This window comes from Burkholderia sp. S-53 (assembly GCF_025560745.1).
GTDB lineage: Bacteria > Pseudomonadota > Gammaproteobacteria > Burkholderiales > Burkholderiaceae > Burkholderia > Burkholderia pyrrocinia.
The window spans coordinates 1806033-1831136 of sequence record NZ_CP090484.1 but is presented as its reverse complement, the minus strand read 5'-3'; the positions used below and the strand labels follow the sequence as shown (position 1 = coordinate 1831136).

25 protein-coding genes are annotated in these 25104 nt (G+C 66.6%); 12 read left to right on the top strand and 13 right to left on the bottom strand.

Annotated elements, in window-relative coordinates; genetic code table 11:
* Window positions 1–12: 12 nt before the first annotated feature.
* Both LXM88_RS30310 and LXM88_RS30305 read right to left on the bottom strand, forming a co-directional pair.
* On the bottom strand, window positions 13–384 hold the full coding sequence (locus LXM88_RS30310) for a response regulator (protein WP_262543119.1): 372 nt from the start codon (window positions 382–384) through the stop codon (window positions 13–15).
* Window positions 384–2810, bottom strand: coding sequence for a PAS domain-containing protein (locus LXM88_RS30305; protein WP_262543118.1), 2427 nt, complete (start codon window positions 2808–2810; stop codon window positions 384–386). The genes LXM88_RS30310 and LXM88_RS30305 overlap by 1 nt, the downstream gene beginning before the upstream one ends.
* A gap of 309 nt (window positions 2811–3119) precedes the next feature.
* Between LXM88_RS30305 and LXM88_RS30300 the strand changes: the two genes are divergently transcribed.
* A complete protein-coding gene (locus LXM88_RS30300) occupies window positions 3120–3737 on the top strand; it encodes a LysE family translocator (RefSeq protein ID WP_262543116.1) in 618 nt (205 codons plus the stop codon).
* A 107-nt stretch (window positions 3738–3844) separates the two neighbouring features.
* Window positions 3845–4093: a hypothetical protein gene (locus LXM88_RS30295; protein WP_262546988.1), complete on the top strand. Its 249-nt coding sequence runs from the start codon at window positions 3845–3847 to the stop codon at window positions 4091–4093.
* A 57-nt stretch (window positions 4094–4150) separates the two neighbouring features.
* On the opposite strand, the gene LXM88_RS30290 is transcribed toward LXM88_RS30295, so the two are convergent.
* The 7 genes from LXM88_RS30290 to pobA form a co-directional block, all read right to left on the bottom strand.
* A complete protein-coding gene (locus LXM88_RS30290; protein WP_262543115.1) occupies window positions 4151–5509 on the bottom strand; it encodes an MFS transporter in 1359 nt (452 codons plus the stop codon).
* Between the two features lie 297 nt (window positions 5510–5806).
* Window positions 5807–6193, bottom strand: coding sequence for a 4-carboxymuconolactone decarboxylase (pcaC, locus tag LXM88_RS30285; RefSeq protein ID WP_096475453.1), 387 nt, complete (start codon window positions 6191–6193; stop codon window positions 5807–5809).
* 10 nt (window positions 6194–6203) lie between these two features.
* On the bottom strand, window positions 6204–6989 hold the full coding sequence (gene pcaD / locus LXM88_RS30280) for a 3-oxoadipate enol-lactonase (RefSeq protein ID WP_072445101.1): 786 nt from the start codon (window positions 6987–6989) through the stop codon (window positions 6204–6206).
* Window positions 6989–8362, bottom strand: coding sequence for a 3-carboxy-cis,cis-muconate cycloisomerase (locus LXM88_RS30275; protein ID WP_262543114.1), 1374 nt, complete (start codon window positions 8360–8362; stop codon window positions 6989–6991). Before LXM88_RS30275 ends, pcaD begins: the two co-directional genes overlap by 1 nt.
* 88 nt (window positions 8363–8450) lie before the next feature.
* Window positions 8451–9107: a CoA transferase subunit B gene (locus tag LXM88_RS30270; protein ID WP_006482308.1), complete on the bottom strand. Its 657-nt coding sequence runs from the start codon at window positions 9105–9107 to the stop codon at window positions 8451–8453.
* 12 nt (window positions 9108–9119) lie between these two features.
* Entirely contained in the window at window positions 9120–9839 is a 720-nt protein-coding gene (locus LXM88_RS30265) for a 3-oxoacid CoA-transferase subunit A (protein ID WP_262543069.1), read from the bottom strand.
* 142 nt (window positions 9840–9981) lie between these two features.
* The gene (pobA, locus tag LXM88_RS30260; protein WP_262543068.1) at window positions 9982–11214 is read right to left on the bottom strand and encodes a 4-hydroxybenzoate 3-monooxygenase; all 1233 of its coding nucleotides are present in this window, start codon (window positions 11212–11214) and stop codon (window positions 9982–9984) included.
* Window positions 11215–11330: 116 nt separating this feature from the next.
* On the opposite strand from pobA, the gene LXM88_RS30255 reads away from it, so the two are divergent.
* From LXM88_RS30255 to LXM88_RS30245, 3 genes are all read left to right on the top strand, one after another.
* Window positions 11331–12257: a LysR family transcriptional regulator gene (locus LXM88_RS30255; protein WP_175917242.1), complete on the top strand. Its 927-nt coding sequence runs from the start codon at window positions 11331–11333 to the stop codon at window positions 12255–12257.
* Window positions 12258–12346: 89 nt separating this feature from the next.
* The gene (gene folE, locus LXM88_RS30250) at window positions 12347–12976 is read left to right on the top strand and encodes a GTP cyclohydrolase I FolE (protein ID WP_262543063.1); all 630 of its coding nucleotides are present in this window, start codon (window positions 12347–12349) and stop codon (window positions 12974–12976) included.
* Window positions 12976–13779 (top strand): SDR family oxidoreductase, encoded by an 804-nt coding sequence (locus tag LXM88_RS30245; protein WP_262543061.1) that lies wholly within the window; start codon window positions 12976–12978, stop codon window positions 13777–13779. The genes folE and LXM88_RS30245 overlap by 1 nt, the downstream gene beginning before the upstream one ends.
* A gap of 23 nt (window positions 13780–13802) precedes the next feature.
* On the opposite strand, the gene epsC is transcribed toward LXM88_RS30245, so the two are convergent.
* Together epsC and LXM88_RS30235 are read right to left on the bottom strand one after the other, a co-directional pair.
* On the bottom strand, window positions 13803–14723 hold the full coding sequence (gene epsC / locus LXM88_RS30240; RefSeq protein WP_262543059.1) for a serine O-acetyltransferase EpsC: 921 nt from the start codon (window positions 14721–14723) through the stop codon (window positions 13803–13805).
* 136 nt (window positions 14724–14859) lie between these two features.
* Window positions 14860–15093 (bottom strand): hypothetical protein, encoded by a 234-nt coding sequence (locus LXM88_RS30235; protein WP_059238184.1) that lies wholly within the window; start codon window positions 15091–15093, stop codon window positions 14860–14862.
* A 277-nt stretch (window positions 15094–15370) separates the two neighbouring features.
* Between LXM88_RS30235 and LXM88_RS30230 the strand changes: the two genes are divergently transcribed.
* The 3 genes from LXM88_RS30230 (at window position 15371) to fnr (ending at window position 17705) form a co-directional block, all read left to right on the top strand.
* Window positions 15371–15781, top strand: coding sequence for a DUF3005 domain-containing protein (locus LXM88_RS30230; RefSeq protein ID WP_047902054.1), 411 nt, complete (start codon window positions 15371–15373; stop codon window positions 15779–15781).
* Window positions 15782–16387: 606 nt separating this feature from the next.
* A complete protein-coding gene (locus LXM88_RS30225; protein ID WP_262543057.1) occupies window positions 16388–16855 on the top strand; it encodes a universal stress protein in 468 nt (155 codons plus the stop codon).
* A 103-nt stretch (window positions 16856–16958) separates the two neighbouring features.
* Window positions 16959–17705, top strand: a complete 747-nt coding sequence (gene fnr / locus LXM88_RS30220; protein ID WP_085038217.1) for a fumarate/nitrate reduction transcriptional regulator Fnr — start codon at window positions 16959–16961, stop codon at window positions 17703–17705.
* 48 nt (window positions 17706–17753) lie between these two features.
* On the opposite strand, the gene LXM88_RS30215 is transcribed toward fnr, so the two are convergent.
* Window positions 17754–18647 carry a LysR family transcriptional regulator ArgP gene (locus LXM88_RS30215; RefSeq protein WP_105391326.1) on the bottom strand — a complete coding sequence of 298 codons (894 nt, stop codon included), beginning with the start codon at window positions 18645–18647 and terminating at the stop codon, window positions 17754–17756.
* A gap of 110 nt (window positions 18648–18757) precedes the next feature.
* Between LXM88_RS30215 and LXM88_RS30210 the strand changes: the two genes are divergently transcribed.
* The 4 genes from LXM88_RS30210 to LXM88_RS30195 all read left to right on the top strand — a co-directional run bounded on the left by LXM88_RS30210 (window position 18758) and on the right by LXM88_RS30195 (window position 23872).
* Window positions 18758–19378 (top strand): LysE/ArgO family amino acid transporter, encoded by a 621-nt coding sequence (locus LXM88_RS30210; RefSeq protein WP_262543050.1) that lies wholly within the window; start codon window positions 18758–18760, stop codon window positions 19376–19378.
* Between the two features lie 378 nt (window positions 19379–19756).
* Window positions 19757–20704 (top strand): aldo/keto reductase, encoded by a 948-nt coding sequence (locus LXM88_RS30205; RefSeq protein WP_262543047.1) that lies wholly within the window; start codon window positions 19757–19759, stop codon window positions 20702–20704.
* Window positions 20705–21184: 480 nt separating this feature from the next.
* A complete protein-coding gene (locus tag LXM88_RS30200; RefSeq protein ID WP_262543045.1) occupies window positions 21185–22153 on the top strand; it encodes a helix-turn-helix domain-containing protein in 969 nt (322 codons plus the stop codon).
* A gap of 153 nt (window positions 22154–22306) precedes the next feature.
* Window positions 22307–23872: a GMC family oxidoreductase gene (locus tag LXM88_RS30195; protein WP_262543044.1), complete on the top strand. Its 1566-nt coding sequence runs from the start codon at window positions 22307–22309 to the stop codon at window positions 23870–23872.
* A gap of 95 nt (window positions 23873–23967) precedes the next feature.
* On the opposite strand, the gene LXM88_RS30190 is transcribed toward LXM88_RS30195, so the two are convergent.
* Window positions 23968–24948 carry a helix-turn-helix domain-containing protein gene (locus tag LXM88_RS30190; protein ID WP_262543042.1) on the bottom strand — a complete coding sequence of 327 codons (981 nt, stop codon included), beginning with the start codon at window positions 24946–24948 and terminating at the stop codon, window positions 23968–23970.
* Window positions 24949–25104: the final 156 nt, after the last annotated feature.

The following is a 25104-nucleotide window of genomic DNA, read 5'->3' as shown; positions in this document are numbered from 1 at the left end:
CATCTGGATGGATCATTCGACCTGAAGTGCGGCCTGGATCGCCCCAAGCAGCGCGGTGTCGCTGAACGGCTTGATGAGGCATGCAACGGCACCTTCTGCGAGCATGCGAGGACGGAGGGTTTCGTCCGCATGCGCCGTGATGAAGACAATCGGAACAGTTTGCCGGCACCGCTTGAGTTCGTGCTGCAGATCCGGGCCGGACATACCGGGCATGGCGACGTCGAGGATCATGCATCGGGTTTCGCCGACACAGCCGGACGCCAGGAATGCCTCTGCCGACGCAAACACCCGTGTCGTAAAGCCGAACTCGCGCAGCAGGTCGGGCAGCGATTCGCGTACCGACTCGTCATCGTCGACTATCGCGATGAGTGAGCGCTTGGCCATCATAGGTTCCTTTCGGCGTGCTCCGCGTTCTCGCACGCGGATTGCCTGGCGGCCGGTATGCTGTCCGCACATCGCGGAACGGAGAATGAAAATGTGGCACCTTGGTCTGCGTTGGAGGATGCCCAAAGGTGGCCGCCGTGGCTCTCGATGATACGGCGACTCACAGACAAGCCGATGCCCATCCCTTCGCGCTTGGTCGTAAAAAAGGCGTCGAAGAGTTTGTCCATTTGCTGCGGATCGAAGCCGATGCCGGAATCGGTCACCGCGAAACGCACGCAGTCGTCCTCGTCGTATTCGAGCTTGACCAGCATCCGCCGTGGACGGTCATCGACGTCAGTCATCGCCTCCACTGCGTTGAGAAGCAAATTCAGCACTACCTGCTGGAGCTGAACCCTGTCTCCGGTGACCGGCGGCAGTTCGTCGGCTGTCTCGAGATGCAGCACGATCCGTTTGTTGCGAATCTCGCCGCGAAGCAGTTCGATGACCTCATACGTGGCTTCAGCCAGGTCGACCACATCTGTCGTCATTGCCTTCTTGCTGAACAGCGCACGCAGGCGCGTCATCACCTCCGACGCGCGGTGCCCGTCACGAATCGTGCGTCGTATGGTCCCGAGCGCGCCTTCGAGATTTGGCGGGTCCGCGCTCAGCATTCGCAGACCCGTGCTGGCGTTGGTCACGATGCCGGCCAATGGTTGGTTGATCTCGTGCGCGATCGAGGCGGTGAGCGCGCCCAGACTGTTGACTCGGCTCAGGTGAGCCAACTCGGTACGCAACGCAAGGAGCGCATCTTCGGACTGCCGGCGCTCCGTCAGGTCCTGCGCGGCGCCGATGTAATCCAGCGAGCCCTGCGGGTCACGCGTGGCATGAGCCCGTATTTGCAGGTATTTGACCGAGCCGCCGGGCAGCAGCAGACGAGGGGCGAGCTCCAGATCCTTCCCTTCTTGCGCCCGCTCGATCATTTCACGGAGTAAATGGAGGTCGCCTGGGTAGAATCGAGCTGCGATCATCTCCATTGTGACCTTCAGTCCTGGCTCGATCTCGAAGATGCGATAGAGCTGCTCCGACCACGTGATCGAGCCTGTTGCCGGACGCCAACAAAAACTTCCGCTCGAGCTGAGCTGCTCGACTTTGGCCATCAGCGCCGCGCTTTGACGTAAACGCTCGTCCACCTCCTGGCGCGCGGCGATGCTGTGTGCCCGTTCGATGGCGATGCTCGCGATGTGCGTGAAATGTCCGATCAGATCGCGCTGGAAAGAAGTGGGGGTGCCGGGATCAGAGCGGAATATGGTGAATGTTCCCAGCAGCTCGTTGGTGCGCGACAGGATCGGCGTCGCCCAGCAGGAACGCAGTCCGTGTGCAAGGCTGCGATCCCGCCACGCCTTTGTCCAGCGTGCGTCTGACGCGACATCCGGCACGATCACCTGAGCTTTGAGGGACACCGCCATTCCGAGGGGGCCGGAGTCACGGGTGGCAGCACGTACACCGGGAGGTGGTAGAAAGCTCTTCGGGAGGCCGGGCGATCCCAGGTGCCGGCATGCCGCGCCGTGGGCTTCCCGAAAAGAGATCCTGCAAAGGCAGTCGCTCGAGATCTCTTCGACCAGCCGACATAAGTCATCAAGCACGGTTCGCAAGGGCAGTCCCATGGCGACCATCTCGAGCAGACGGTTTTCAGCCTCGAGCAGCGCCTCGGCACGCTTGCGGTCATCGATATCCGTCTGAAGGAAATACCAGAGCGCGATTCGGCCCTCGTTGTCGCGCAACGGAAAGCCCTGTACGCGGAACCATCGGTAGACACCGTCGGCAAGGCGATGGCGCGACTCCGCGTCATAAGCCTCGCCGGTGCTGATCGACGCATTGAACCGCGCAATCACCGCTTCCCGGTCGTCCGGATGAGTCAGGCCGTTGGTCTTCCATGCCTTCAACTCTTCGAGGGTCACGCCGGAGTAGTCGAGCGTATGGCGGTTGGCGTGCAAAACATCACCGTCGGGAGCAAACAGGATGACGCGGGTGGGAAGGCTATCGACGATCAGCTCGAAGCGCTGCTCTTGCACGTGTAGGGCAGCTTCGGCCTGCTTTCGGTCCTCGATTTCCGAGTTGATCCCGCACCATTTCACGATGTTCCCGGCAACATCGGCAATGGGACCGGCTCGGCATATGAACCAGCGATACGTGCCATCGAAGCGACGCATTCGTGCTTCCGCCTCGCCTTGTTCACCGTAGGCGATGACAGTCTGCCAGGTGTCGAGCAGCGCGCGCAGGTCGTCGGGGTGGAACGCCGTCTGCCAGCCTTCGCCCACAGCTTGCTCCACGGAAAGCCCCGTATATTCACACCAGCGTTGATTGACGAACTCGATACGACCGTCAGAAAAGGCCGTCCAAACCAACCCGGGGAGCGCATCCACAGTACGACCAAGTTCGCTTTCCATCGCTGTCCCTTCCTGCAGCGCTCCTCCTGATACTACGATCGGCTTTTGCGAACGGGCAGTCAATATACCTTGGTGTCGGTCTTGGGCAGTTCGCTCCGGGCGCACGATGCAAAGCAGCGGTTTTTAACCTCGGACTCCAACTGCAGCCCGGACTAAAACCGAGGGCAGGTCAGCCAACAACAACCGCCTCCTACCGTCGCCAGCCCCTCCCCGTACCGGCAATCGTCAAAAAAACTGTACCGGTACTGTACCGACAACCGTCGCTAAACTGATCTCCATCCCAGTCTCGAACCGAATGGAGAATCCGCGATGGAATTCCTCACCCTGAGCGCGCTGCCCGCCGGCATGCTGTTCGCGCTCGTCACGTCGATCACGCCCGGCCCGAACAACACGATGCTGCTCGCGTCCGGCGTCAATTTCGGCTTCCGCCGCACGATGCCGCACCTGTTCGGCATCAGCATCGGCGTCGCGATCCTGATGCTCTGCGTCGGCTTCGGCCTCGGCGAAGCGTTCAAGCGCCTGCCGCTGCTGTACACGCTCCTCGAAGCCGCAAGCGTCGCGTACCTGCTGTACCTCGCGTGGCGCATCGGCACGTCGGGCGAAGTGAAGGCGAACGGCGGCAAGCCGCGGCCGATGACGTTCATCGAAGCCGCCGCGTTCCAGTGGGTCAACCCGAAAGCCTGGATGATGGTGCTGACCGCCGCGACGACGGTGCGCCTGTCCGCCGACTACGGAATGAACGCCGCGTGGATGGCCGTCGTGTTCATCCTGATCGGCTTCCCGTGCATCTGCCTGTGGGCCGCGTTCGGCCTCGGCCTGCGCCGCTTCCTGTCGAACCGCCGCGCATTGCGCATCTTCAACGTGACGATGGCCGTGCTGCTGATCCTGTCGCTGTATCCGCTGATCGCGCACCTGCTGCCGCAGTGAGCGCTCACAGCGCGCCCGTTGAGATTCATGTGATGCAGGCGTACCCTTTCAGTACGGGCGCGCGCAGCCGCTTCGCGGTCGCGCCGCTGCTGCCGGGAGACAAGCCGATGAAGCCATTCCTGAGGACGGGCGAGCACATCGAGGGGATGCACTGGATCGCCGAGTATCACCCGCTCACGCACGACATCCTCGTGCTGCGTGACAACGTCGAAGTCGGCACTTACTGCGCGCCGCCCACGCTGTTCGGCGACGAGGAAGAGATGGGTGCGGCGAACCTTGCCGATCATCGCAGCCGGGAGGCCGCGCTGCGCGCGTATCTGCGCAACTTCGTCAAGGAACACGACGCGGAGGAATAGCGGCACGAAGAGTGCCGCTCACAGTAGGCCGGCGCATCGCACCGGCCTACGCTTCGCTCAATGCCCGAGCGACTCGATCTTGCCTGCCGGCTGCGCGACGCCATGCGGTCGCGCCATCTGCTTGATCAGCAATGCGACGCACGCGAGCACGCCCGCGACGGCGATCGTCGCGAACACGCCCGCGAACGTGAAGTGCCGGCGCGTCAGTTCGGCGACGAGGAACGACCCCGCGATCCCGCCGAAGCGGCCGACGCCGAGCATCCACGCGACACCCGTGCCGCGCCCCTCGGTCGGATAGAACGCGGCGGCAAGCGCCGGCATCGACGATTGCGCGGTGTTCATCAGCACGCCGGCCACGAACACGACCAGCACGAGCAGCCCGACGTTGCCGGCCGCCTGCCCGATCGCATACACGCTCACCGCCGTCAGCGCATAGCACACGGCGATCACGCGGTTCGCGTTGAAGCGGTCCATCAGCACGCCGCACAGCACGGCGCCCACGCCGCCGAGCGGGAACAGCGCCGAGATCAGCGTCGCGCTCTTCGGCGTCAGGCCGGCATCCTTAAGCAGGATCGGCATCCAGTTGATCGACGCGTAGAAGATCACGAGGCCCATGAAGTACGCGATCCACAGCATCACGGAGCCGACGATGTACGAACGCGACAGCACGACGCCGAGCCCCTTGCTGCCCGTCTGCGGCGCGGATTCGGTCATCGCGAACGCGCCGGCATTCAGCGCGTCGCGCGAGATGCGTGCGAGCGTTGCGCGGATCTTGTCGACCGCCTGGCCGCTCGCGACCATGAAGCGCACCGATTCCGGCATCTTCAGCAGCAACAGCACGCCGAGCAGCAGCGGCGTCACGCCGCCGAGCATCAGCACGCTGCGCCAGCCGAAATGCGGAATCATCCACGCGGCCAGGAAACCGCCGAACGCGGCACCGAGCGGGAAGCCGCAGAACATCAGGTTGATCACGGTCGCGCGGCGCTTGTCCGGGCAGAATTCGCCCATCATCGTGACCGCGTTCGGCATCGCCGCGCCGAGCCCGACGCCGGTGATGAAGCGCAGGACCGTCAGGTGCCCGATGGTCGTCGAGAACGCTGAAAAGAGGCACGCGACGCCGAACAGGAACACCGAGCCGATCAGCAGCAAGCGGCGCCCGAGCCGGTCGGACAGCGGGCCCGACACGAGCGCGCCGCACGCGAGGCCGAACAGCGCGGCGCTCAGCACGGGCGCGAGATCGGGCTTGGTCAGGTTCCATTCGCCGAGCAGCGACGGCGCGATGAAGCCGATCGCGGCCGTATCGAAGCCGTCGAGCAGCACGATGACGAAACACATGAGGAACACGAGCCATTGAAAGCCGCCGAACGGCTGCTCGTTTATGAAGGTCTGGACATCGACCACGGGTGTGCGATTCATCGCGTGTCTCCTGTGTCGATCCAAGTTAGCGCTTTAGCGCTTACTTGGATCCCATGCTGCGCGGTCGACCGGAGTTGGCGCTTCAGCGCTTACTCCGGTCCCATGCAACGCTATATATACGAGCAATACGGCATGGTTGCCGCGCCCTTCCTTTGTTCGCCCACCGGCCATCCGGTGTGCCGCGCGCCGATGCTCTGCCGGCGCGTTCATCGATTCCGTCGTCGACGGCCCGCTTGCGACAGCGGGCCACGCGATCGGTTGCGGCCGCCCTCAGCCGGCCGCGCGTGACCGACCGTCTTACGCGGCCTCGTCCTGTTCCTTGAAGATCTTGTCCGCGAGATGGAACGCGGAATTCGCGGCCGGCACGCCGCAATAGATCGCGGTCTGCAGCAGCACTTCCTTGATCTCGTCGCGCGTCACGCCGTTGTTGCGCGCGGCGCGCAGATGCAGCGCCAGTTCCTCGCCACGGTTCAGCGCCACCATCATCGCGATGGTCAGCAGGCTGCGCGTATGGCGCGGCAGGCCGTCGCGCGTCCAGATCTCGCCCCATGCATAGCGCGTGATCAGGTTCTGGAATTCGTCGGTCACCTCGGTGCGGTTCTCGAGCGAACGGTCGACGTGCGCATCGCCGAGCACCGCGCGACGCACCTTCATCCCTGCTTCGTAACGTTCCTGGTCATCCATCGCCGGTGCCTCACGCGGTCAGGAAATCGAGCAGCGCGCGGTTGAAACCGCCGGTGCACTCGATGTTCGAAATGTGCGCGGCGTCGAATTCGACGTGAAGCGCACCGGGAATCGCGGCAGCCAGCGCGCGGCCCTGGTCGGGCGGCGTCGACATGTCCTTCGCGCCGGTCACGACGAGCACCGGCAGCGCGATGCCCTTCACCTCTTCGCGCAGGTCGGCCGCGTTCAGCGCGTCGCAGTTCGCCGCATAGCCGTCCTTGTCGGTATGCACGAAGGTGTCGCGGATCGCGTCGAACAGGCGCGGCTCGCGTTCGACGAACGCGTCGGTGAACCAGCGCGGCAGCACGGCGTCGGCAAGCGCGGCCATCCCTTCGGCGCGCGCCTTTTGCGCACGCGGGGCCCACACTTCCGGCGAGCCGATCTTCGCGGCGGTGTTCGACAGCACCGCGCGAACGATGCGCGACGGGTAGCGCGCGGCCAGCGCGGCGCCCGTCAGCCCGCCCATCGAGATCCCGCAGAAATGCGCGCGCGCGATGCCAACGTGGTCGAGCAGGCCGATCACGTCGCCGGCAAGCTGGTCGATCGTGTACGAACCGGCCGGCGCATCGGAATGGCCGTGGCCGCGCGTGTCGTAGCGCAGGATATTGAAGTGCTGCGTGAGCGGACGGATCTGCGGCGCCCACATCTGCAGGTCGGCGCCGAGCGAGTTCGAGAAGACGAGCCACGGCGCGTCGTCGCGCGCGGCACGGTCGATCCGGTAATGCAGTTTCACGCCGTTGACAGTGGCGAAAGGCATCAATGTTCTCCTGGTTGGGTCGTGCCCGCATGCAGCGCGAGCACGGCGTCGACGTAGGCCTGCGCCTCGCCGACGTAATGTGCGGGATCGAGCAGCCGCGCGAGCGCGTCGCGCGACAGGTGGGCCGCCACGGTCGCATCGGCGGCGAGCACGTCGAACAGCGGCGCGCCGGTGCGCACGGCTTCCTTCGATGCATGCTCGACGACGTGGTGCGCATCGAGCCGGCCGATCCGGTCGCCGAGTGCGAGCATGACCGCTTCGCCGAGGATCAGACCGTGCGTCAGGTCGAGGTTCGCGGCAAGGCGTTCGGTGTTGACGTCGAGACCCGCGACGATCTGCGCGATCTGCGCGAGCGCGCCGCCCGTCAGCCGCGCGAGGTCGGGCAACGCATCCCATTCGGCCTGCCAGCCGCCAAGTGCGCGCTCGTGCTCCTGGACCATCCCCGCGAACACGGTCGCGACGAGGTTCGGCGCGCGGACGGCGGCGGTCAGCACGGCCGCGCAGCCGACCGGGTTGCGCTTGTGCGGCATCGTCGACGAGCCGCCCTTGCCGGCGGCGGCCGGTTCGCCGAGTTCGCCGACTTCGGTCTGCATCTGCAGCGACACGTCACGCGCGATCTTGCCGAGCGTACCCGTCAGCATCCCGAAGCATGATGCGGCTTCCGCGATGCGATCGCGCTGCGTATGCCACGGCACGGCCGGCACGGCGAGCTTCAGGTCGGCCGCGAGCGCGGCCGTGACGCCACGCGCGTGCTCGCGCAGGCTCGCGAGCGTGCCTGCGGCGCCGCCGAACTGCAGCACCAGCGCGCGCTCGCGCAATTCGGCGAAGCGCGCGCGATGGCGCAGCAGCGCATCGAGCCATTGGGCGAATTTCAGGCCGAGCGTGATCGGCAGCGCCTGCTGCAGCCACGTGCGGCCGATCATCGGCGTCGCGCGATGCGTGCGCGCGAGCGCCGCAAGCGATGCGCACGCTTCGTCGAGCAGCGGCTCGAGCACGTCGAGCGTGTCGCGCAGCTGAAGAACGGTCGCGGTATCGATGATGTCCTGGCTCGTGGCGCCCCAATGCACGAACTTCGCGGCCTCGGGGTCGTCGGCCTTCACTTGCGCGGTGAGCTGCTTGACGAGCGGAATCGCGAGATTGCCGCCGAGCGCCGCGCCGTGCGCGAGCGCGTCGGCATCGAGCCGGCTTGCGTCGCACGCGCGTTCGATCGGCGCGACCGCGGCGGCGGGAATCACCTGCTGCGCGGCGAGCGCGCGCGCGAGCGCGGCCTCGACGTCGAGCATCCGCTGGATCGTCGCGCGCGGCGACCAGATCCGGTTGAGCGGCTCGGTGCCGCAGATGAGGGAGGTCAGGCGGGCGCTGTCTTCGAGCATGGCATCAGATTGGGGAAACGGCGTGCGCCTATTGTCCACCCAAGCGTGCCGGCATGCGCACGAACGCACACGCCGGCACGCTTCCGGTTCAGGCGGCGGCCTTTTGCGTCGCGTCGATCAGCGGCACGCCGGTCAGCTTCTGCAGCTCGTCGAACGACAGGTCGGTGAAGATCTCGCTCACCGCGAGGCCGTCGGCCGTCACGTCGAGCACGGCGAGATCCGTATAGATGCGGCTCACGCATTGCACGCCGGTGACCGGATACGAGCACTGCGCGACGATCTTGCTCTCGCCCTGCTTCGTCAGGTGCTCCATCATCACGAACACCTGCTTCGCGCCGATCGCGAGATCCATCGCACCGCCGACGGCCGGAATCGCATCGGGCGCGCCCGTATGCCAGTTCGCGAGATCGCCGTTCGCGGACACCTGGAACGCGCCGAGCACGCAGTAGTCGAGGTGGCCGCCGCGCATCATCGCGAACGAATCGGAATGGTGGAAATACGCGCCGCCGGTGAGCAGCGTCACGTGCTGCTTGCCGGCGTTGATCAGTTCGTCGTCTTCCTCGCCGGGCGCGGGCGCGGGGCCCATGCCGAGCAGGCCGTTCTCGCTGTGCAGGAAGATTTCCTTGCTCGGGTCGAGGTGGTTCGCCACCAGCGTCGGCACGCCGATGCCGAGGTTCACGTACGCGCCTTCGGGGATGTCCTGGGCGACGCGCTTGGCCATTTCATCGCGGGTCAGTCGTTTCATCTGGATATCTCCTTAGGCGGCGGCTTGCGATGCAGCGTGTTCGGCGGCCAGCTCGGCCGCATGAGCGGCCTGCGGCACCTCGACGATGCGCTGAACGAAAATGCCCGGCGTCACGATGTGTTCCGGGTTCAGCGCGCCGAGCGGCACGACTTCCGACACCTGCACGATCGCGACCTTCGCGGCGCTGGCCATGATCGGCCCGAAGTTGCGCGCGGTCTTGCGATACACGAGATTGCCCCAGCGATCACCCTTGTACGCCTTCACGAACGCGAAATCGGCGTGGATCGGCGTCTCGAACACATACTGCTTGCCGTCGATCACGCGCGTTTCCTTGCCTTCCGCGAGCTTGGTGCCGAAGCCCGTCGGCGTGAAGAAGCCGCCGATGCCGGCGCCCGCCGCGCGGATGCGCTCCGCGAGGTTGCCCTGCGGCACGAGCTCCAGCTCGATCTCGCCCGCGCGGTACAGCCCGTCGAACACCTGCGAGTCGCTCTGGCGCGGGAACGAGCAGATGATCTTGCGCACCTGTTTCGCCTTGAGCAGCGCCGCCAGGCCCGTCTCGCCGTTGCCCGCGTTGTTGTTGACGATCGTCAGGTCGCGCGCGCCCTGTTCGATCAGCGCGTCGATCAGCTCGGACGGCATGCCGGCCGTGCCGAAGCCGCCGATCATGATTGTCGCGCCATCGTGGACGTCGGCAACCGCCGACTGAAGCGATTCGAAAATCTTGTTGACCATGTCTCTTCCTGATACGAACCCGCGGCACGATGCGCGGCCTGTCGAGGGGACACGCGCGTGCCGCGTGCCGCGCCGGGGCCGATCTCGATCCCGGTATTTGTTCGCTATTAGAACCTAGATTCGATTAGCGAACGATGGCCGATCATAGAGTCGCGCACAGCGCGTTGTCAAGGCGGGTTGCCTCGGGGGTCGCTGCGTCGTCGAACGGCAGCCCGACGTAGTTTTCGGCGAGCGACTGCGCGGCGGCTCGCGAGCGCGTCACGTATTTCAGCTCGGCAAACTTCAGGCGATTGACGAACGGCGAATCCTCCGGCGACGAGTGCAGCATGTTCGTCATGAAGTACGAGAAGTGCTCGGCGCGCCACACGCGTTCGAGGCAGGTCGCGGAATACGTGTCGAGCGGCGTCGTGTCGCCCGTCCGGTAGCGCGCGCCGAGCGCACGGGACAACGCGCGGACGTCGGCGACCGCGAGGTTCATCCCCTTCGCGCCGGTCGGCGGCACGATGTGCGCGGCGTCGCCGGCGAGGAACAGCCGGCCGTGCTGCATCGTCTCCGACACGAAGCTGCGCATCGGCGTCACGCTCTTCTGCGTGATCGGGCCCTCGGTCGGCGTCCAGCCCGTGTCGTTCGAGAAGCGCGTGTGCAGTTCGTCCCAGATTCGCGCATCGGACCATTCGGCGAGGTTTTCATCGGGTTTGCACTGCAGGTACAGGCGCGTGACGGTCGGCGAGCGCATCGAGAACAGCGCGAAGCCGTTGTCGTGATGCGCATAGACGAGTTCGTCGAGCGACGGCGCCGCATCGGCGAGGATGCCGAGCCACGCGAATGGGTAGACACGCTCGAACGTGTTCAGCCGCTCGGCCGGGATCGTCTGGCGCGCGATGCCGTGGAAGCCGTCGCAGCCGGCGATGTAGTCGCAGTCGATGCGGCCCGCGCGGCCGTCCGCGTGCTTGAACGTGACGAACGGGTGTTCGCCTTCGACGTCGTGCAACGCGACGTCGCTGACTTCGAAATGCATCTGGTGGCCATGCTCGACGCCCGCCGCGATCAGGTCGCGTACGACTTCATGCTGGCTGTAGACGGTGATCGCGCGCCCGCCTGTCAACTCGGACAGGTCGATGCGATGCCGCTGCCCGGAGAACAGCAGCTCGATGCCGTGATGCTCGAGCCCTTCGCGGCGCATCCGGTCGCCAAGGCCGGCGTCGTTCAGCGTATCGACCGTGCCCTGCTCCAGCACGCCGGCGCGGATGCGGTTCTCGCAGTATTCGCGCGAACGCGCTTCGACGAGGATGGAATCGACGCCTTGCAGGCGCAGCAGATGGGAAAGCAGAAGGCCGGACGGACCGGCGCCGATGATCGCGACTTGGGTGCGCATTGTTCGTCTCCAGAACATTAATTCGAATCGTGGAACACATTTGAGCGCTTTCCCGACTATGCGGCAACGCGATTCAGGAGATATGTTGTATACGTTTTCAAGATATTGGCCCGGTGATGGATTCGCTCGATCTGAACCTCATTCCCTACCTCGTCGCGCTCGACGACACGCGCAACGTCAGCCGCGCCGGCGACCTGCTCGGCGTGAGCCAGCCGCGCGTGAGCACGGCGCTCGGCCGGCTGCGCGAGTATTTCGGCGATCCGCTGTTCGTGCGCACGTCGCGCGGGATGGAGCCGACGCCGCGCGCACTCGCGCTGCTGCCGGCCGCACGCGACGCGCTCGCGCAGATCGAGCGCGGCCTGGTCGCGCCGCACGACTTCGATCCGGCCGCGAGCACGCATACGTTCTCGATCGCGCTGTCGGACGTCGGCGAGATCGTGTTCCTGCCGAAGCTGCTGCAGGCGTTCGCGACGCGCGCGCCGCACGCGAACCTGCGCTCGGTGTCGCTCGCGCACGATGAAGTCGGCCGCGGCCTCGAAGCCGGGTCGATCGATCTCGCGGTCGGCTACTTCCCCGATCTCGACGGCAACAACTTCTTCCAGCAGCGGTTGTTCACGCACCGGTTCGTCTGCCTGATGCGGCGCGGCCATCCGCTCGAACAGGCGCCGCCCTTTACGGTCGAGCAGTTCCTTGCATGCGGGCACGCGGTGGTGCGCGCCGAAGGGCGCAGCCAGGAAGTGCTCGAGAAATATCTCGCGAAGCAGCGCATGCAGCGCCGCGCGGTGCTCGAGACGCCGCACTTCATGAGCCTGCCGTTCATCCTGAGCCGCACCGACCTGATCGCGACAGTGCCGCATGCGATCGGCTATGCGTATGCGGCCGAGCACGCGTTCATCGTGCCCGTCGAGCCGCCGCTCGCGCTGCCGCGCTTCGACCTGAAGCAGCACTGGCATCGCAAGTATCACAACGATCCGCGCACCGCGTGGCTGCGCGGCGTGGTTGCGTCGCTGTTCAACGACGAGCAGGACGAATGGCCGAAGTGAGCGCCGGGCCACGCACACGACCCGCGAAAGCATGAAACAATGGCCGGATTCCGGCCGCCTCAGGCGGCCGCATTCGATGGAGCCTGTACATGGGTAAAAAATCCGCGCGGCCCGAGCCGGCCGCATCCCGGCCGAGCCGTAAAGAAGCAGAAGACGCCGTGCGCGTGCTGTTGCGCTGGGCAGGCGACGATCCCGCACGCGAAGGCCTGCTCGATACGCCCGCACGGGTCGTGCGCGCGTACGAACAGTTCTTCGCCGGTTATGCGGTGGAGCCGCGCGACATCCTCGCGCGCACGTTCAGCGAAGTCGACGGCTACGACGAGATGATCGTGCTGAAGGACATCCGCTTCGAGAGCTACTGCGAGCACCACATGGTGCCGATCATCGGCCGCGCGCACGTCGCGTATCTGCCGAACCATCGCGTGGTCGGCATCTCGAAGCTCGCGCGCCTCGTCGACGCGTTCGCGAAGCGCCTGCAGATCCAGGAAAAGATGACCGTACAGATCGCCGATACGCTGTTCGACGTGCTGCAGCCGAAAGGCGTCGGCGTGATCCTCGAAGCCGCGCACCAGTGCATCTCGACGCGCGGCGTGCACAAGCCGGGCGTCGAGATGGTCACGTCGCGCATGCTCGGCACGTTCCGCACCGATCCGTCGACGCGGCGCGAATTCCTGTCGATCGTCGCCAATCCTTCTTCAGTCAACCTGACGAATACGTAATGGAGTCGACGAAGCAAACGGCGCACGCGCCCGTCGTGCTCGTGACCGGCGCCGCGCGCCGGGCCGGGCGCGCGTTCGCCGAGTATTTCGCCGCGCACGGCTATCGCACCGCGGTGCACTACGACCGTTCGGCAGATGCCGCACAGGCAGCGGCCCGCGCGATCGCCGAACGCGGGCACGATTCGGTCGCGCTGCAGGCCGACCTGTCGGATGCCGCGCAGATCAACGCGTTGATCGACCAGGTGTATGCGCGCTTCGGGCGCCTCGACGTGCTCGTCAACAACGCGTCGGTGTTCTGGCAGGACCATTTCCCGAGCTTCGATCTCGCGGCGTTCGACCAGGCGTGGGCCGTCAACTGCCGCGCGCCGATCCTGCTCACGCGTGCGTTCTACGAACGGGCGCGCGCGGCCGGCACGCAGGGGGTCGTCGTGAACGTGGTCGACCAGAAGATCAAGGAAAACTTTCACCGCGACCATTTCAGCTACACGGTCGCGAAGGCCGCGCTCGGCAACCTCACGCAGATGCTCGCGCTGTCGTCCGCACCGGTGCTGCGCGTGAATGCGGTGTTCCCGGGGCTGATGCTGCCGAGCGACGACCAGACGCAGGCCGACTTCGAACACGCAAGCCGCGCATCGACGCCGCTCGCGCGCATCGCGGGCCCCGACGACGTCGCGAGCGCGATCCTGCTGCTGACGGGCAACGCATACAACGGCGTGGATTTCGTCGTCGATGCGGGGCAGAACCTGATCCGCGTCGACCAGGACGTGCTGTACAAGCACCGCTCGCCCGCCGGCAAGCACTGACGCACCTGCGGCCGCGCGCCGCGTTACGGCTTCTCGCCGCTACCGCCTTCGCGGGCCTTGCTCTGCGCGACGCTCGTGCCGGGCGGCACGCTGTGCGTGAGCCACACGTTGCCGCCGATCACCGAGCCGCGCCCGATCGTCACGCGGCCGAGAATCGTCGCACCCGCGTAGATCACCACGTCGTCCTCGACGATCGGGTGCCGTGCGTTGCCCTTGACCAGCGCGCCGTCGCCATCGGCAGGGAAACTCTTCGCGCCGAGCGTGACGGCCTGGTACAGGCGCACACGCTCACCGATGATCGCCGTCTCGCCGATCACGACACCGGTGCCGTGGTCGATGAAGAAGCTCGGGCCGATCCGCGCACCGGGGTGGATGTCGATACCGGTGGCCGAGTGCGCGATTTCATTGATGAAACGTGCGAGCAGCGGCACGCCGAGTTGGTGCAGCGCGTGTGCGAGCCGATGGTGCATCATCGCCAGCACGCCGGGATAGCACAGCAGGATCTCGGTGATGTGCTGCGCGGCCGGATCGCCCGCGTATGCGGCCTGGATGTCGCTGACGAGCAGCGCGCGGACTGCCGGCAACTGCCGGCCGAATTCGCGCGCGATCTCGAACGCGCGCTCGTCGAGCTCGGCGAACGGCGTGTCCGCATATTCGGGCAGGAACGGCAGCGCGCGGCGAATCTGTTCGGACAGGATGCGCAGCGTGCTCTCGAGCGTGTGGCCGACGTAGTAGTCGACGCTTTCGTCGGTGAGATCCGGCGCGCCGTAATGCGTCGGAAACATCGACGCGCGCAGGCCGGTCACGATCTTGCAGATCGCGTCGCGGGACGGCAGTTCGCGGATGCCGCGCGGATGGCGCGTGCGATGGAGTTCCTCGCGCGACTCGCGCAAGCCGGCAACGATTTCTTCGAGGCCCCACTGACGGACGGGTGATGTCGACATATGCCAATGCAGGCGGCCGCGCTCGATCGCACGGCCGCTAATAAAGTGACGGGTTCCGCAAGATTACCGCGTTTTTTGTCCGGAAGCGGCGCACCGGGGATCGGCCGGACGGCCGACGTGCCGAAGCGCCACGGCATCACATCGTGATGCTGCTCGCGTCGATCCAGCGCACGGCCCAGTCGCGCGCGTGCGCGATCGCGTCGCCTTCGTCGTTGAACTGGAGCTCGATCGGGAAAAAACGGTTCGCAACGAGTTCCCCGTCGCTCGATCGGGAGATCACGACGTAGGGTTTGAACGAACCGTCACTGGCGCGCGCGGGCGCGCAATTCAACAGATAACCGCGGTGCGTGAAGGCAGTAGTCGCTTGCATGAATCCGCCACCTCTAGTCCCTTGTTTGTTGTTCACTACCCGTCTTTAAGGGTGCTGCGGCGCCCGTCGCGGGCAGAGGCGGCGAAATTGCATCCCCCTGTCGCCGCTCCGCAGGAAAAGAATCATACTCTGTAGAAAACGCGTCTTCTAGCTGAAATAAATCATGACAAATCAGTGCGCGTCACACGACCGCGGCGATCGCCCGCGCGCCTTTTCCCGTCATGCCCGGAACGGGATTTGCTTCGATCCGGACCGCTTCGCCGTCAGGAGAGCCGCGATGGAATCATCCGGTCGAACAGGTCATTTGCATCCGCACAGCGTCGAGCTCGACAACGACGAAACCCACGACAGCACCGTCGACACCGACGGCAAGAACCGCGAGGCGTGGCTTCTCGCCGGCGGCGGGCCGATCTCGCCCGACCAGATCACGGGCAGCAACGCGTCGCTCGTCAATTCGATGCCCGAAGCCGGCGACGGCATCGCCGGTTTCGACAGCCGCCACGGCGGCAACCATCCGGCGTTCGCGCTGCGCGCGGGCTACGCGGTGATCGAGAAAGGCTTCGCCGCGCCGTCGCCCGCGAGCGATGCGCAGTTCGGTCCCGTCCACCGGATGTACGGCAGCGCGTACTGGCCCGGCCACGGACGGCGACCGGAACGCGTGATCGAACTGACGGCCGTGCCGAGGTAACCGGCACGACGTTTGAATCGATCGTTCGTTTGCGGACCGACGTCGGTCGAAGACCGATGCCGGCGGATTCGCGCACGCGACGGGTGCTCGAGCAAACGATTCCGCGCACCGGCATCGGCAATGTCATGCATGTCGCGCATCGCTCGAACGCACATGCGTTGATCGAAGTCATATCGAAACGGCGCGGTTGCGATTGAATGACGATGCGTGCAGTTCACCGGCGCGGCATGTCGCACCGTGTCGGTGCAGGATGCTCGCGCCGCGATACGTGCGCCGGTGCAACGCGCGATTCCGATGCCCGCGCATCCGTTCCCGGCGGCGATGCGGTTTTCACCATCATCACTCCGGAGCCGGCAGTCTCGAACCGCCCCACGACCACGCGAACGACGGATGCGACGCAGCCATGCGGCACGCGACACGCATCGCGCAGTGCGGCATGCATCGCGTGCATGACCGTGCGCCGCAGCGCCGAACGCGTCGCGGCCGCGCGGTGTGACGGGCACCGCACTGCAAAGTCCCCGCCATTGGTTTACTCTGCCTCGCAGCATTGCTCAGACTGATCGGCCATCCGGCCGACTTCGTTTCAACCCGCCCCTCGGAGACACTATGTACAAGCGTATTCTGGTAGCCGTCGACGGCAGCGACACGTCCCGCCACGCGTTCGATGCGGCACTGGCGCTCGCGAAAGCGCACGGCGCCGAGCTGCAACCGTTCTACGTCGTCGAGAACGCCGCGATCTACTACAACGTGCCCGGCTATGATCCGTCCGTGCTGCGCGATCAGCTCGTCGCGCAAGGCAACGAACTCGCGAAGGAATTCACGAAGCTGATGCAGGCAGCGGGCGTGACAGGCGAGACGCGGCTGACCGAAGCGACGTCGCTCGTCGATGTGTCGTCGTTGATCCTCGAAGGCGCGAAGGCGTTCGGCGCGGATCTGCTCGTGCTCGGCACGCACGGCCGCCGCGGGTTCCGCCGTCTCGTGCTCGGCAGCATCGCCGAACAATGCGTGCGGCACGCGACGCTGCCCGTGCTGCTGATTCCGGCCGCCGCCAACGTGGACGAACAAGCCGCGTGAACGGCAATCGGCATGCGCGGCCGGTCGCGACGTTTTGTCGCCCGACAGCGGCAACTTGCGGTGGGACAATGATTCCGTCGATTCAACGCCGGAGTAAACGATCATGCTGACGCCCGTCGCCACACGTCCCGCCGCCACGCCTCATGCCGGCAGCTGGGCTCCTCGCCAGGCCGCGCACTGCTCGTCATGCGCAATGCGGCACCTGTGCATGCCGCAGGGCCTGGCGCCCGAAGCGCTCAGCCGCCTCGAGTCGGTCATCTGCGCGGCGCGCCCCGTCAAGCGCGGCGAAGCGCTGTTCCGCGAAGGGGACGCATTCGACAACCTGTACGCGGTGCGCTCGGGTTCGCTGAAAACCGTCGCCACGCGCCACGACGGCCGCGAACAGGTCACGGGCCTGCATCTCGCGGGCGAAGCGCTCGGCCTCGACGGCATCTGCGACGACACGCATCCGCGCACCGCGGTCGCGCTCGAAGACAGCTCCGTCTGTGTGATTCCGTACAGCGCGCTCAAGACGCTGTGCTCGGAAGCCGGCTCGATGCAGTTGCGCATGCACAAGCTGATGAGCGAGCAGATCGTGCGCGAAACGTCGCAAACGATGCTGCTCGGTTCGCTGAATGCCGAAGAACGTGTCGCCGCGTTCCTGCTCGACGTGTCGTCGCGCTACCTGAAGCGCGGTTACTCGCCGTCGGAATTCAACCTGCGAATGACGCGCGAGGACATCGGCAGCTACCTCGGCATGACGCTCGAAACGGTCAGCCGCACGCTGTCCAAATTCCAGAAGCGCGGCCTGATCGAAATGCAGGGCCGCCACGTGCAGATCGTCGATTTCGACGGCCTGCATCACGTCTGATCCCGCGCGGCGCACGCATCTCGCGCGCCGCCCGCATGACGTTACCGATCAATCGAGAAACAGCGCGGCGCGCGCCTTCAGCGCCGCGCTGAAATCGTCGAGCCAGCCGATCGACAGGCGCCAGCTCTGCCAGTAAAGATCGATGTCGACGGTACGCCCGCGCGACATGTCGACCAGTTCGCCCGCTGCCAGCTGGCGGTCGACCATCCGGTCCGGGCACATCCCCCATCCCAATCCCGTTTCGCAGGCGCGCAGGTAACCCGCGACGTGCGGTATCCAGTGCTGCGGCGGATCGAGATCCGCGCGCGTCACGCGCCGGATGAAACGCGCCTGCAGCCCGTCCTTTGGATTGAACATCACGCACGGCGCGCGACGCAGCGCATCGCGCGTAATGCCCGCGCCGAAGTAACGTTCGTAAAATGCCGGCGAGCACACCGCGCGATAGCGAATACGCCCGAGCCGCTCCGACCGGCATCCCTGGATCGGCTCGGCCTGCGCGGTCACGGCGCCCTGCACGCTGCCGTCGCGGATGCGCGCGGCCGTGTAGTCCTGGTCGTCGATCACGAGGTCGAGCAACGTTTCGCGCTCCGTGCAGAACGGCCCGACCGCGTCGATGAACCACGTCGCGACGCTGTCGTCGTTGACGGCCACGCGCAACATCGGCCATGCGCTCGCGATCTGGCCCGGCAACGCCGGCATCCGGCCGCCCAGCTCGGCCTCGAGCAGTTGCACGCGCTCGGTATGCCGGCACAGCAGCGCGCCCGACGTCGTCGCGACGCACGGCTGCCCGCGCTTGACGAGCACGCTGCCGACGCGCTCCTCCAGCAGTTTCACGCGCTGCGACACGGCCGACGGCGTGACGTTCAGCTCCTTGGCCGCGCGCTCGAACGAGCCGTACCGGATCACCGCCGCGAGCGCATCGAGCAGGGCGTAGTCGAGCATTAGATTTCCTTAATCCGCATTAGGTGAATTAGCTTCTCTTATTCTCATGCCGACCGCAGACTAGCGCTACCCGATTCATCCGTCTACTGCTTCCTCTGCTGTCACCCATCATGAACTGGCTCGCTTTTTCCCACGGCGCCGCACTGTGCGCGTCGCTCATCGTCACCATCGGCGCGCAGAACGCGTTCGTGCTCCGGCAAGGCATCATGCGCGCGCATGTCGGCAAGATCGTGCTGCTGTGCGCGCTGTCCGACATGATCCTGATCGGCGCGGGCGTCGGCGGCGCATCGGTGCTCGTCGAGCGTTATCCGACTTTCGTCCATGCGGTGCTGTACGTCGGCCTCGCGTATCTCGCTTGGTTCGGCATCAACGCGCTGCGCCGCGCGCTCAAGCCGGGCCACGCAACGCTCGACGTGCGCGGCGACGCGGTCGCGCCGCCGCCGCAGAGCGGGCTCGCGATCGTGCTGATGACGCTCGCGTTCACGTGGCTCAACCCGCACGTGTATCTCGACACGTTCCTGCTGATCGGCACGGCCGGCGCGCGCGAGCCGGAAGGCGCGCGGCTCGCGTTCGCGATCGGCGCGATGACGGTCAGCGTCGTGTGGTTCCTCGGGCTCGGCTACGGTGCGCGATTGCTCGCGCCGTGGTTCCGCAAGGCCGTCGCGTGGCGCGTGCTGGACGGCGCGATCGGCAGCATGGTGCTGTTTCTCGCGGCGGTGCAGTTGCGCTGACCGACTCGCCATCGCACGGGCGGCTGCGTGCCGCCCGTCTGCCGATCCGCTCCGGCGCAACGTCGGTGCATCTTTCCGTCCCGCCCGATTCCGGCGACACGCCGTCCCGCTTCCCGTCGCGCATCGCCGCCGCAATAAATCAGCTCCGGATCGAACGCAGCGGTACGATCGGGCTGTTTGACAGACGATGCGTCCGTCATCTGTCGCAAGCCGTCCATCATCGCGTCGGCGCGCCGACTGCACGAATCCGATCGATCGGCGAGAATGTCCGGTGTCCTGCGACAACGGCGGAACCGCACCGCGCACCCCGTCGTCTCGTCGCGCTCGACCTGACCCATCGCGCAGTTCAATCCCGTCCCACCGATATCGGAGCAGAACATGGCACTACGCACCCTCGGCACGTCCAGCATCCAGGTTTCGCCGCTCGCCTTCGGCGGCAACGTCTTCGGCTGGACCGTCGACGAGAACGCATCGTTTGCGCTGCTCGACGCGCTCGCCGACACCGGCATCAACTTTATCGACACGGCCGACGTCTATTCGGCCTGGGCGCCCGGCAACAGCGGCGGCGAATCGGAAACGATCATCGGCAAGTGGCTCAAGCGTTCCGGCAAGCGCGAGCAGGTCGTGATCGCGACCAAGGTCGGCCTGCTCTCGGCACGCGCCGGCCTGACGAAGGACAACATCCTGAAGGCCGCCGACGATTCGCTGCGCCGCCTGCAGACCGATTACATCGACCTGTATTTCTCGCACCGCGACCTCGCCGACACGGCCCCGCTCGAGGAAACGCTCGGCGCGTACCAGACGCTGATCGACGCGGGCAAGGTGCGCATCATCGGCGCATCGAACTACAGCGGCGCACGCCTGCGCGAAGCCGCCGACATCAGCAAGCGCGACGGCCTGCCCGCGTACCAGGTCATCCAGCCCGAATACAACCTGATCGACCGCGCCGACTACGAACGCGATCTCGAGCCGGTCGTGCGCGACCTGAAGCTCGGCGTCGTCAACTACTACGCGCTCGCGAGCGGCTTCCTGTCGGGCAAGTACCGCAGCGAGGCCGACCTGAAGAAGAGCGTGCGCGGCGACCGCGTCGCCGGCTATCTCGACGAACGCGGCCTGCGCATTCTCGCCGCGCTCGACGCCGTGTCGGCCAGGCACGGCACGCAGCCGGCCGCGATCGCGCTCGCATGGCAGATCGCTCGGCCGTCGATCACCGCGCCGATCGCGAGCGCGACGTCGCTCGCGCAACTCGAATTGCTCGGCGAAGCGATCCGCGTCCGGCTCGATCAGGACGACATCCGCCAGATCGACGAGGCCAGCGCGACCTGAAGTCGACGGCGGCAGGCCGGTGGGCGGAATCGCGCAGTCTCGCGGTTCCGCGATTGGCCTGCGTCATGTGCGTCCTGCTATCGCCGCAGTCGCGGATGCGGATGCGGATGCGGGAAAAATCGGGAATCTGCGCGAACGTCACCGACTTGCAGCGGGCCGGCCACGCGAGCGTCGAATTCCGCGACCACAAGATGGGATACGACAAGGACGTTTCGCTCGGGCTGCCGTCGTCTTCGGCGCAGCAAGCCTGCGGCACCTGTCGGCAGCGCGTAGCGATACGCGCGTCACCTAGCCGAGAATCGCGCTCGCGTCTTGACCCACACGGCCGCTTCCGTTGACTCAACCGGACATCGTTCGCACGTCCGGCCGCAGCGCCCCGCTGCAAGCGCGTCGCGCGCCGGCCCCGGGTCTTTCACGGATTGACCGCGGCATTCGACGTGCCCGAGACTGCGCCGCTCGGGCGGTCATTGGGAGAACGTCATGCCGGACACCAGCACGGAGATCGTCACGGTCTCGACGCGCGCCGTACGCGGCGCCGAGCGCGTCGATTTCTGGGTCGACCATGTCGCCCGCACGCTCGTGCGGATCGAATGCAGCGGCAAATCGTCCGAAGGCATCGACGCGTCGCTGCGCAAGCGCGATCTCGGACTGTTCGGCGCATGCGACATCGTCGCGAACCGGCATGCGGTGGTGCGCACGCCGCACAACATCCACGCGGACCAGCGCGACGCCGTGTTCATCTGCCTGATGCACGAAGGGCAAGGCTATACGTTCCAGGACGTCGACTGCATGCAGCACGCGCCGGGCGATATCGTCCTCTACGACACGTCGGTGCCGTACGGCCACGGCTTTCCCGCCGACATGGCGATGACCGTGCTCGACGTGCCGCGCGACGTGTTCGAAGCGCGTGTCGGGCCGTGGCGCTACCGCAGCCTCGTCAAGATCGATCGCGACGACGGCGTGACGTCGTGGGCCGTGCGACAGGTGTACGCGCTGCTCGCCGCGCCGCAGGAGCCGGCGCCCGACGCGCGCGAACGGCGCGCCGCCGCGATACTCGAACTCGTGCAGTCGATGCTGCGGCTGCGCGACGGCGATGCGTCGCCGACGAAGTCGACCGTCCACACGCTGTCGCGCGCGAAGACGTTCATCGACAGCCATCTCGCCGACGACGATCTCGACAGCCAGTCGGTGAGCCGCGCGATCAACCTGTCGCCGCGCCAGCTCGCACGCGTGTTCGAAATCGAAGGGATGCCTCTCACGCGTTACATCCTCGCGCGGCGGCTCGAACGCTGCCGCGCCGATCTGCGCGACCGGTCGCTGAAGCATCTGACGGTCAGCGAAATCGCGTTCCGCTGGGGCTTCAACAACAGCGCGCACTTCAGCCGCAGCTATCGCGCACGCTTCGGCGAGACGCCGAGCGACACGCGCGCGCCGCCCGACGCGCGATAAGCGGACACCGCAACACCCGCCACCCGCCGCCGTGTCCCTGCGAGGCAAGCACGGCGGCCATCCCGGTCAAATGGGGCCGCATAGCGGTCGCTAAGCTGGCTTCTTCCGCGGCGGCACACGTTCCGCCGCCCGACAGCAAGGAGAAGAAGCGGGATGGAGACGTACGACCATATCGTCGTCGGCGGCGGTTCGGCCGGCTGCACGGTCGCGCATCGGCTGGTGAAGGCCGGCAGGCGCGTGCTGCTGCTCGAGGACGGCCCGAAGGACGACAGCCTGTTCATCCGGATTCCGGCGACGTTCATCCGTGTGCTCGGCACGCAGCGCACGGTCACGTTCGAGAGCGAACCGCAGCCCGGTGCGGCGGGACGCAAGACCTACGTGCCGCAAGGCCGCACGCTCGGCGGCGGCAGCTCGGTCAACGCGATGCTGTACGTGCGCGGTACGCGCGACGACTACGACGACTGGGCCGCGCTCGGCTGCACCGGTTGGGGCTGGGACGACGTGCTGCCCGTGTTCAAGCGCGCCGAATCGCACCTGCGGCTCTCCGAGCCGTTCCACGGCACCGACGGGCCGTTGAAGGTCGGCGACACGCGCTTCCGGCATCCGCTGAGCCTCGCGTTCGTGAAGGCCGCGCAGGAAGCCGGGATCGCGTACAACGACGATTTCAACGGCGCCGCGCAGCACGGCGTCGGCTTCTATCACACGACGATCTTCGACGGGCAGCGCGGCAGCACCGCCGCCACCTATCTCGCCGACGCGATCCGAGATCCGAACCTGCGCGTGCTGACCGGCTGCCGCGTGACGCGCATCCGGTTCGACGGCCGCCGCGCGACCGGCGTCGAATGGCAAACCGAAAGCGGCACGACGGGTTCGGCCGCCGCGCGCGCCGACGTCGTGCTCGCGGCCGGCGCGCTGAGCACGCCGAAACTGCTGATGCTGTCGGGCATCGGGCCCGGCGCGCACCTGCACGCGCACGGCATCGACGTGCTGCACGACAGCCCCGACGTCGGCGCGAACTACCAGGATCACCTCGAAGTATCGATCTACGGCCATAGCCACGCGCCGGTCAGCCTGCTCGGCGAGGATCGCGGGCTGAAGGCGCTGCGGCACGGGCTGCAGTGGATGCTGTGCCGCACGGGCCTGCTGACGTCGAACGTCGTCGAATCCGGCGCGTTCGTCGATACGACGGGCAGCGGCCGGCCGGATATCCAGTTCCACGTGCTGCCGACGCTCGTCGGCGACGTCGATCGCGCGCCGCTGCCCGGCCACGGCCTGTCGATCAACCCGTGCCTGCTCAGGCCGCGCTCGCGCGGCTCCGTGCAACTGCGCGGCAACGATCCGGCCGCGCCGATCCGGTTCGACAGCGGCGCGCTGTCCGACCCGGCCGACGTCGACTGCCTCGTGCGCGGTGTCGCGCTCGCCCGGCAGATCATCCGCGCGCCGTCGCTCGCGCGCATCGTTCGCGAAGCCGAGACGCTGACCGAGGCGGCACTCGCCGACTACGTGCAGCGCCGCGCGAAAACCGTCTATCACCCGGCCGGCACCTGCCGCATGGGCCACGACGAGAACGCGGTCGTCACGCCGCGTCTCGCGGTGCAAGGCATCGACGGATTGCGGATCTGCGATGCGTCGGTGATGCCGCGCATCGTGTCCGGCAACACGAACGCGCCGACGATCATGATCGCGGAGCGTTGCGCCGAATTCATGCTGGCGGACTGACGCGGCGCGCGTGCGCTGTACCGCACTGCACTGCACTGCACTGAAAACAAAAACGGCGCGTAACACACGCGCCGCCGCTACGCCCGCTGCCCGGATCAGGACTCCGCCGCGCGTGCCGCATCGCGCAGCGCCATCGGCGACGCGCCGTAGCGCTCGCGAATCGCGCGGCTGAAGTGCGCCTGGCTCGAGAACCCCCAGCGAAACGCGATCTCGCCGACGCTCGTCTTGCGCAGCCGCGCATCGGTCAGCTCGCGATGCGCGTGCGACAGCCGTTCCGACCAGATGTGCTGCGTGATCGACTCGCCTTCGGCCGCAAACAGCCGGCCGAGATGGCGCAGCGACAGCCCGACCGCGTCGGCCACGGCCTGCGGCCCGAGCTCCGGCTCGCCGAGATGCGTCGCGATGTACTGCTTCGCGGTCAGCAGGTACGACAGCGACGCGCGCGATGCGCCCACGCCGTTCACTTCCGCGTCGATGAGTTCCGCGATCAGCGTGCGCGTGTGCTCGGCGAATCGCGCGGCATCGCGCTCGACCGGATCCTTCATGAACCGTTCGACGCTGGCGCGCAGCGTCGCGCCGAGCATCGCGCCCGCGCCCGGCTTCGGCGCGATCCGCAGCGGCAGCGCCGCCAGTTCCGCATCGAGCCGGTCGTCGAACGTCGTGATCGGGATATCGATCAGCAACTGCCGCATCGGCGTCAGGAATCCGAACAGATAAGGCACGCGCGTGTCGTAGACGACGACATCGCCGGCTTCCGCGAGCAGGCACCGGTCGCGCTGGATGAAATACGCGCGCCCGCTCAGGATCTGGCACGCGAACAGCGATTCCTTCGGCAACTGGCGCACCAAAGCGGGGCTGCGCTCGATCACGTGATCCTGGCCGCTGATGTCGGCGAGGCCGAGGCCCGGCAGCGCGATGTCGGTCTTCTCGACTTCGAGCCCGGCCGGCGACAGCGACGAGCAGCGCAGGCCAACCAGCGTCGCGGCATTGAACGCATCCCAGTACGCCATCCGGTCGCGCACCGGCACGTCGGCCGTCGAGCCTCGCGTGCGTGAAAAAACGGTCGAATTCGTCACGTCGCCTCCTGCTGGCGCCCGTCGTACGGGGCGGCATGCATCGCGGAATTGGGGGATGGATCGTTTAAACGTCGTGCGGTGCGATGTCCGGCCCGATCAAGCAATTCGTCCAGCCCAGTCAAGAGCGGCGCGCACCGGCTGGCTAAAGTCGAGCCC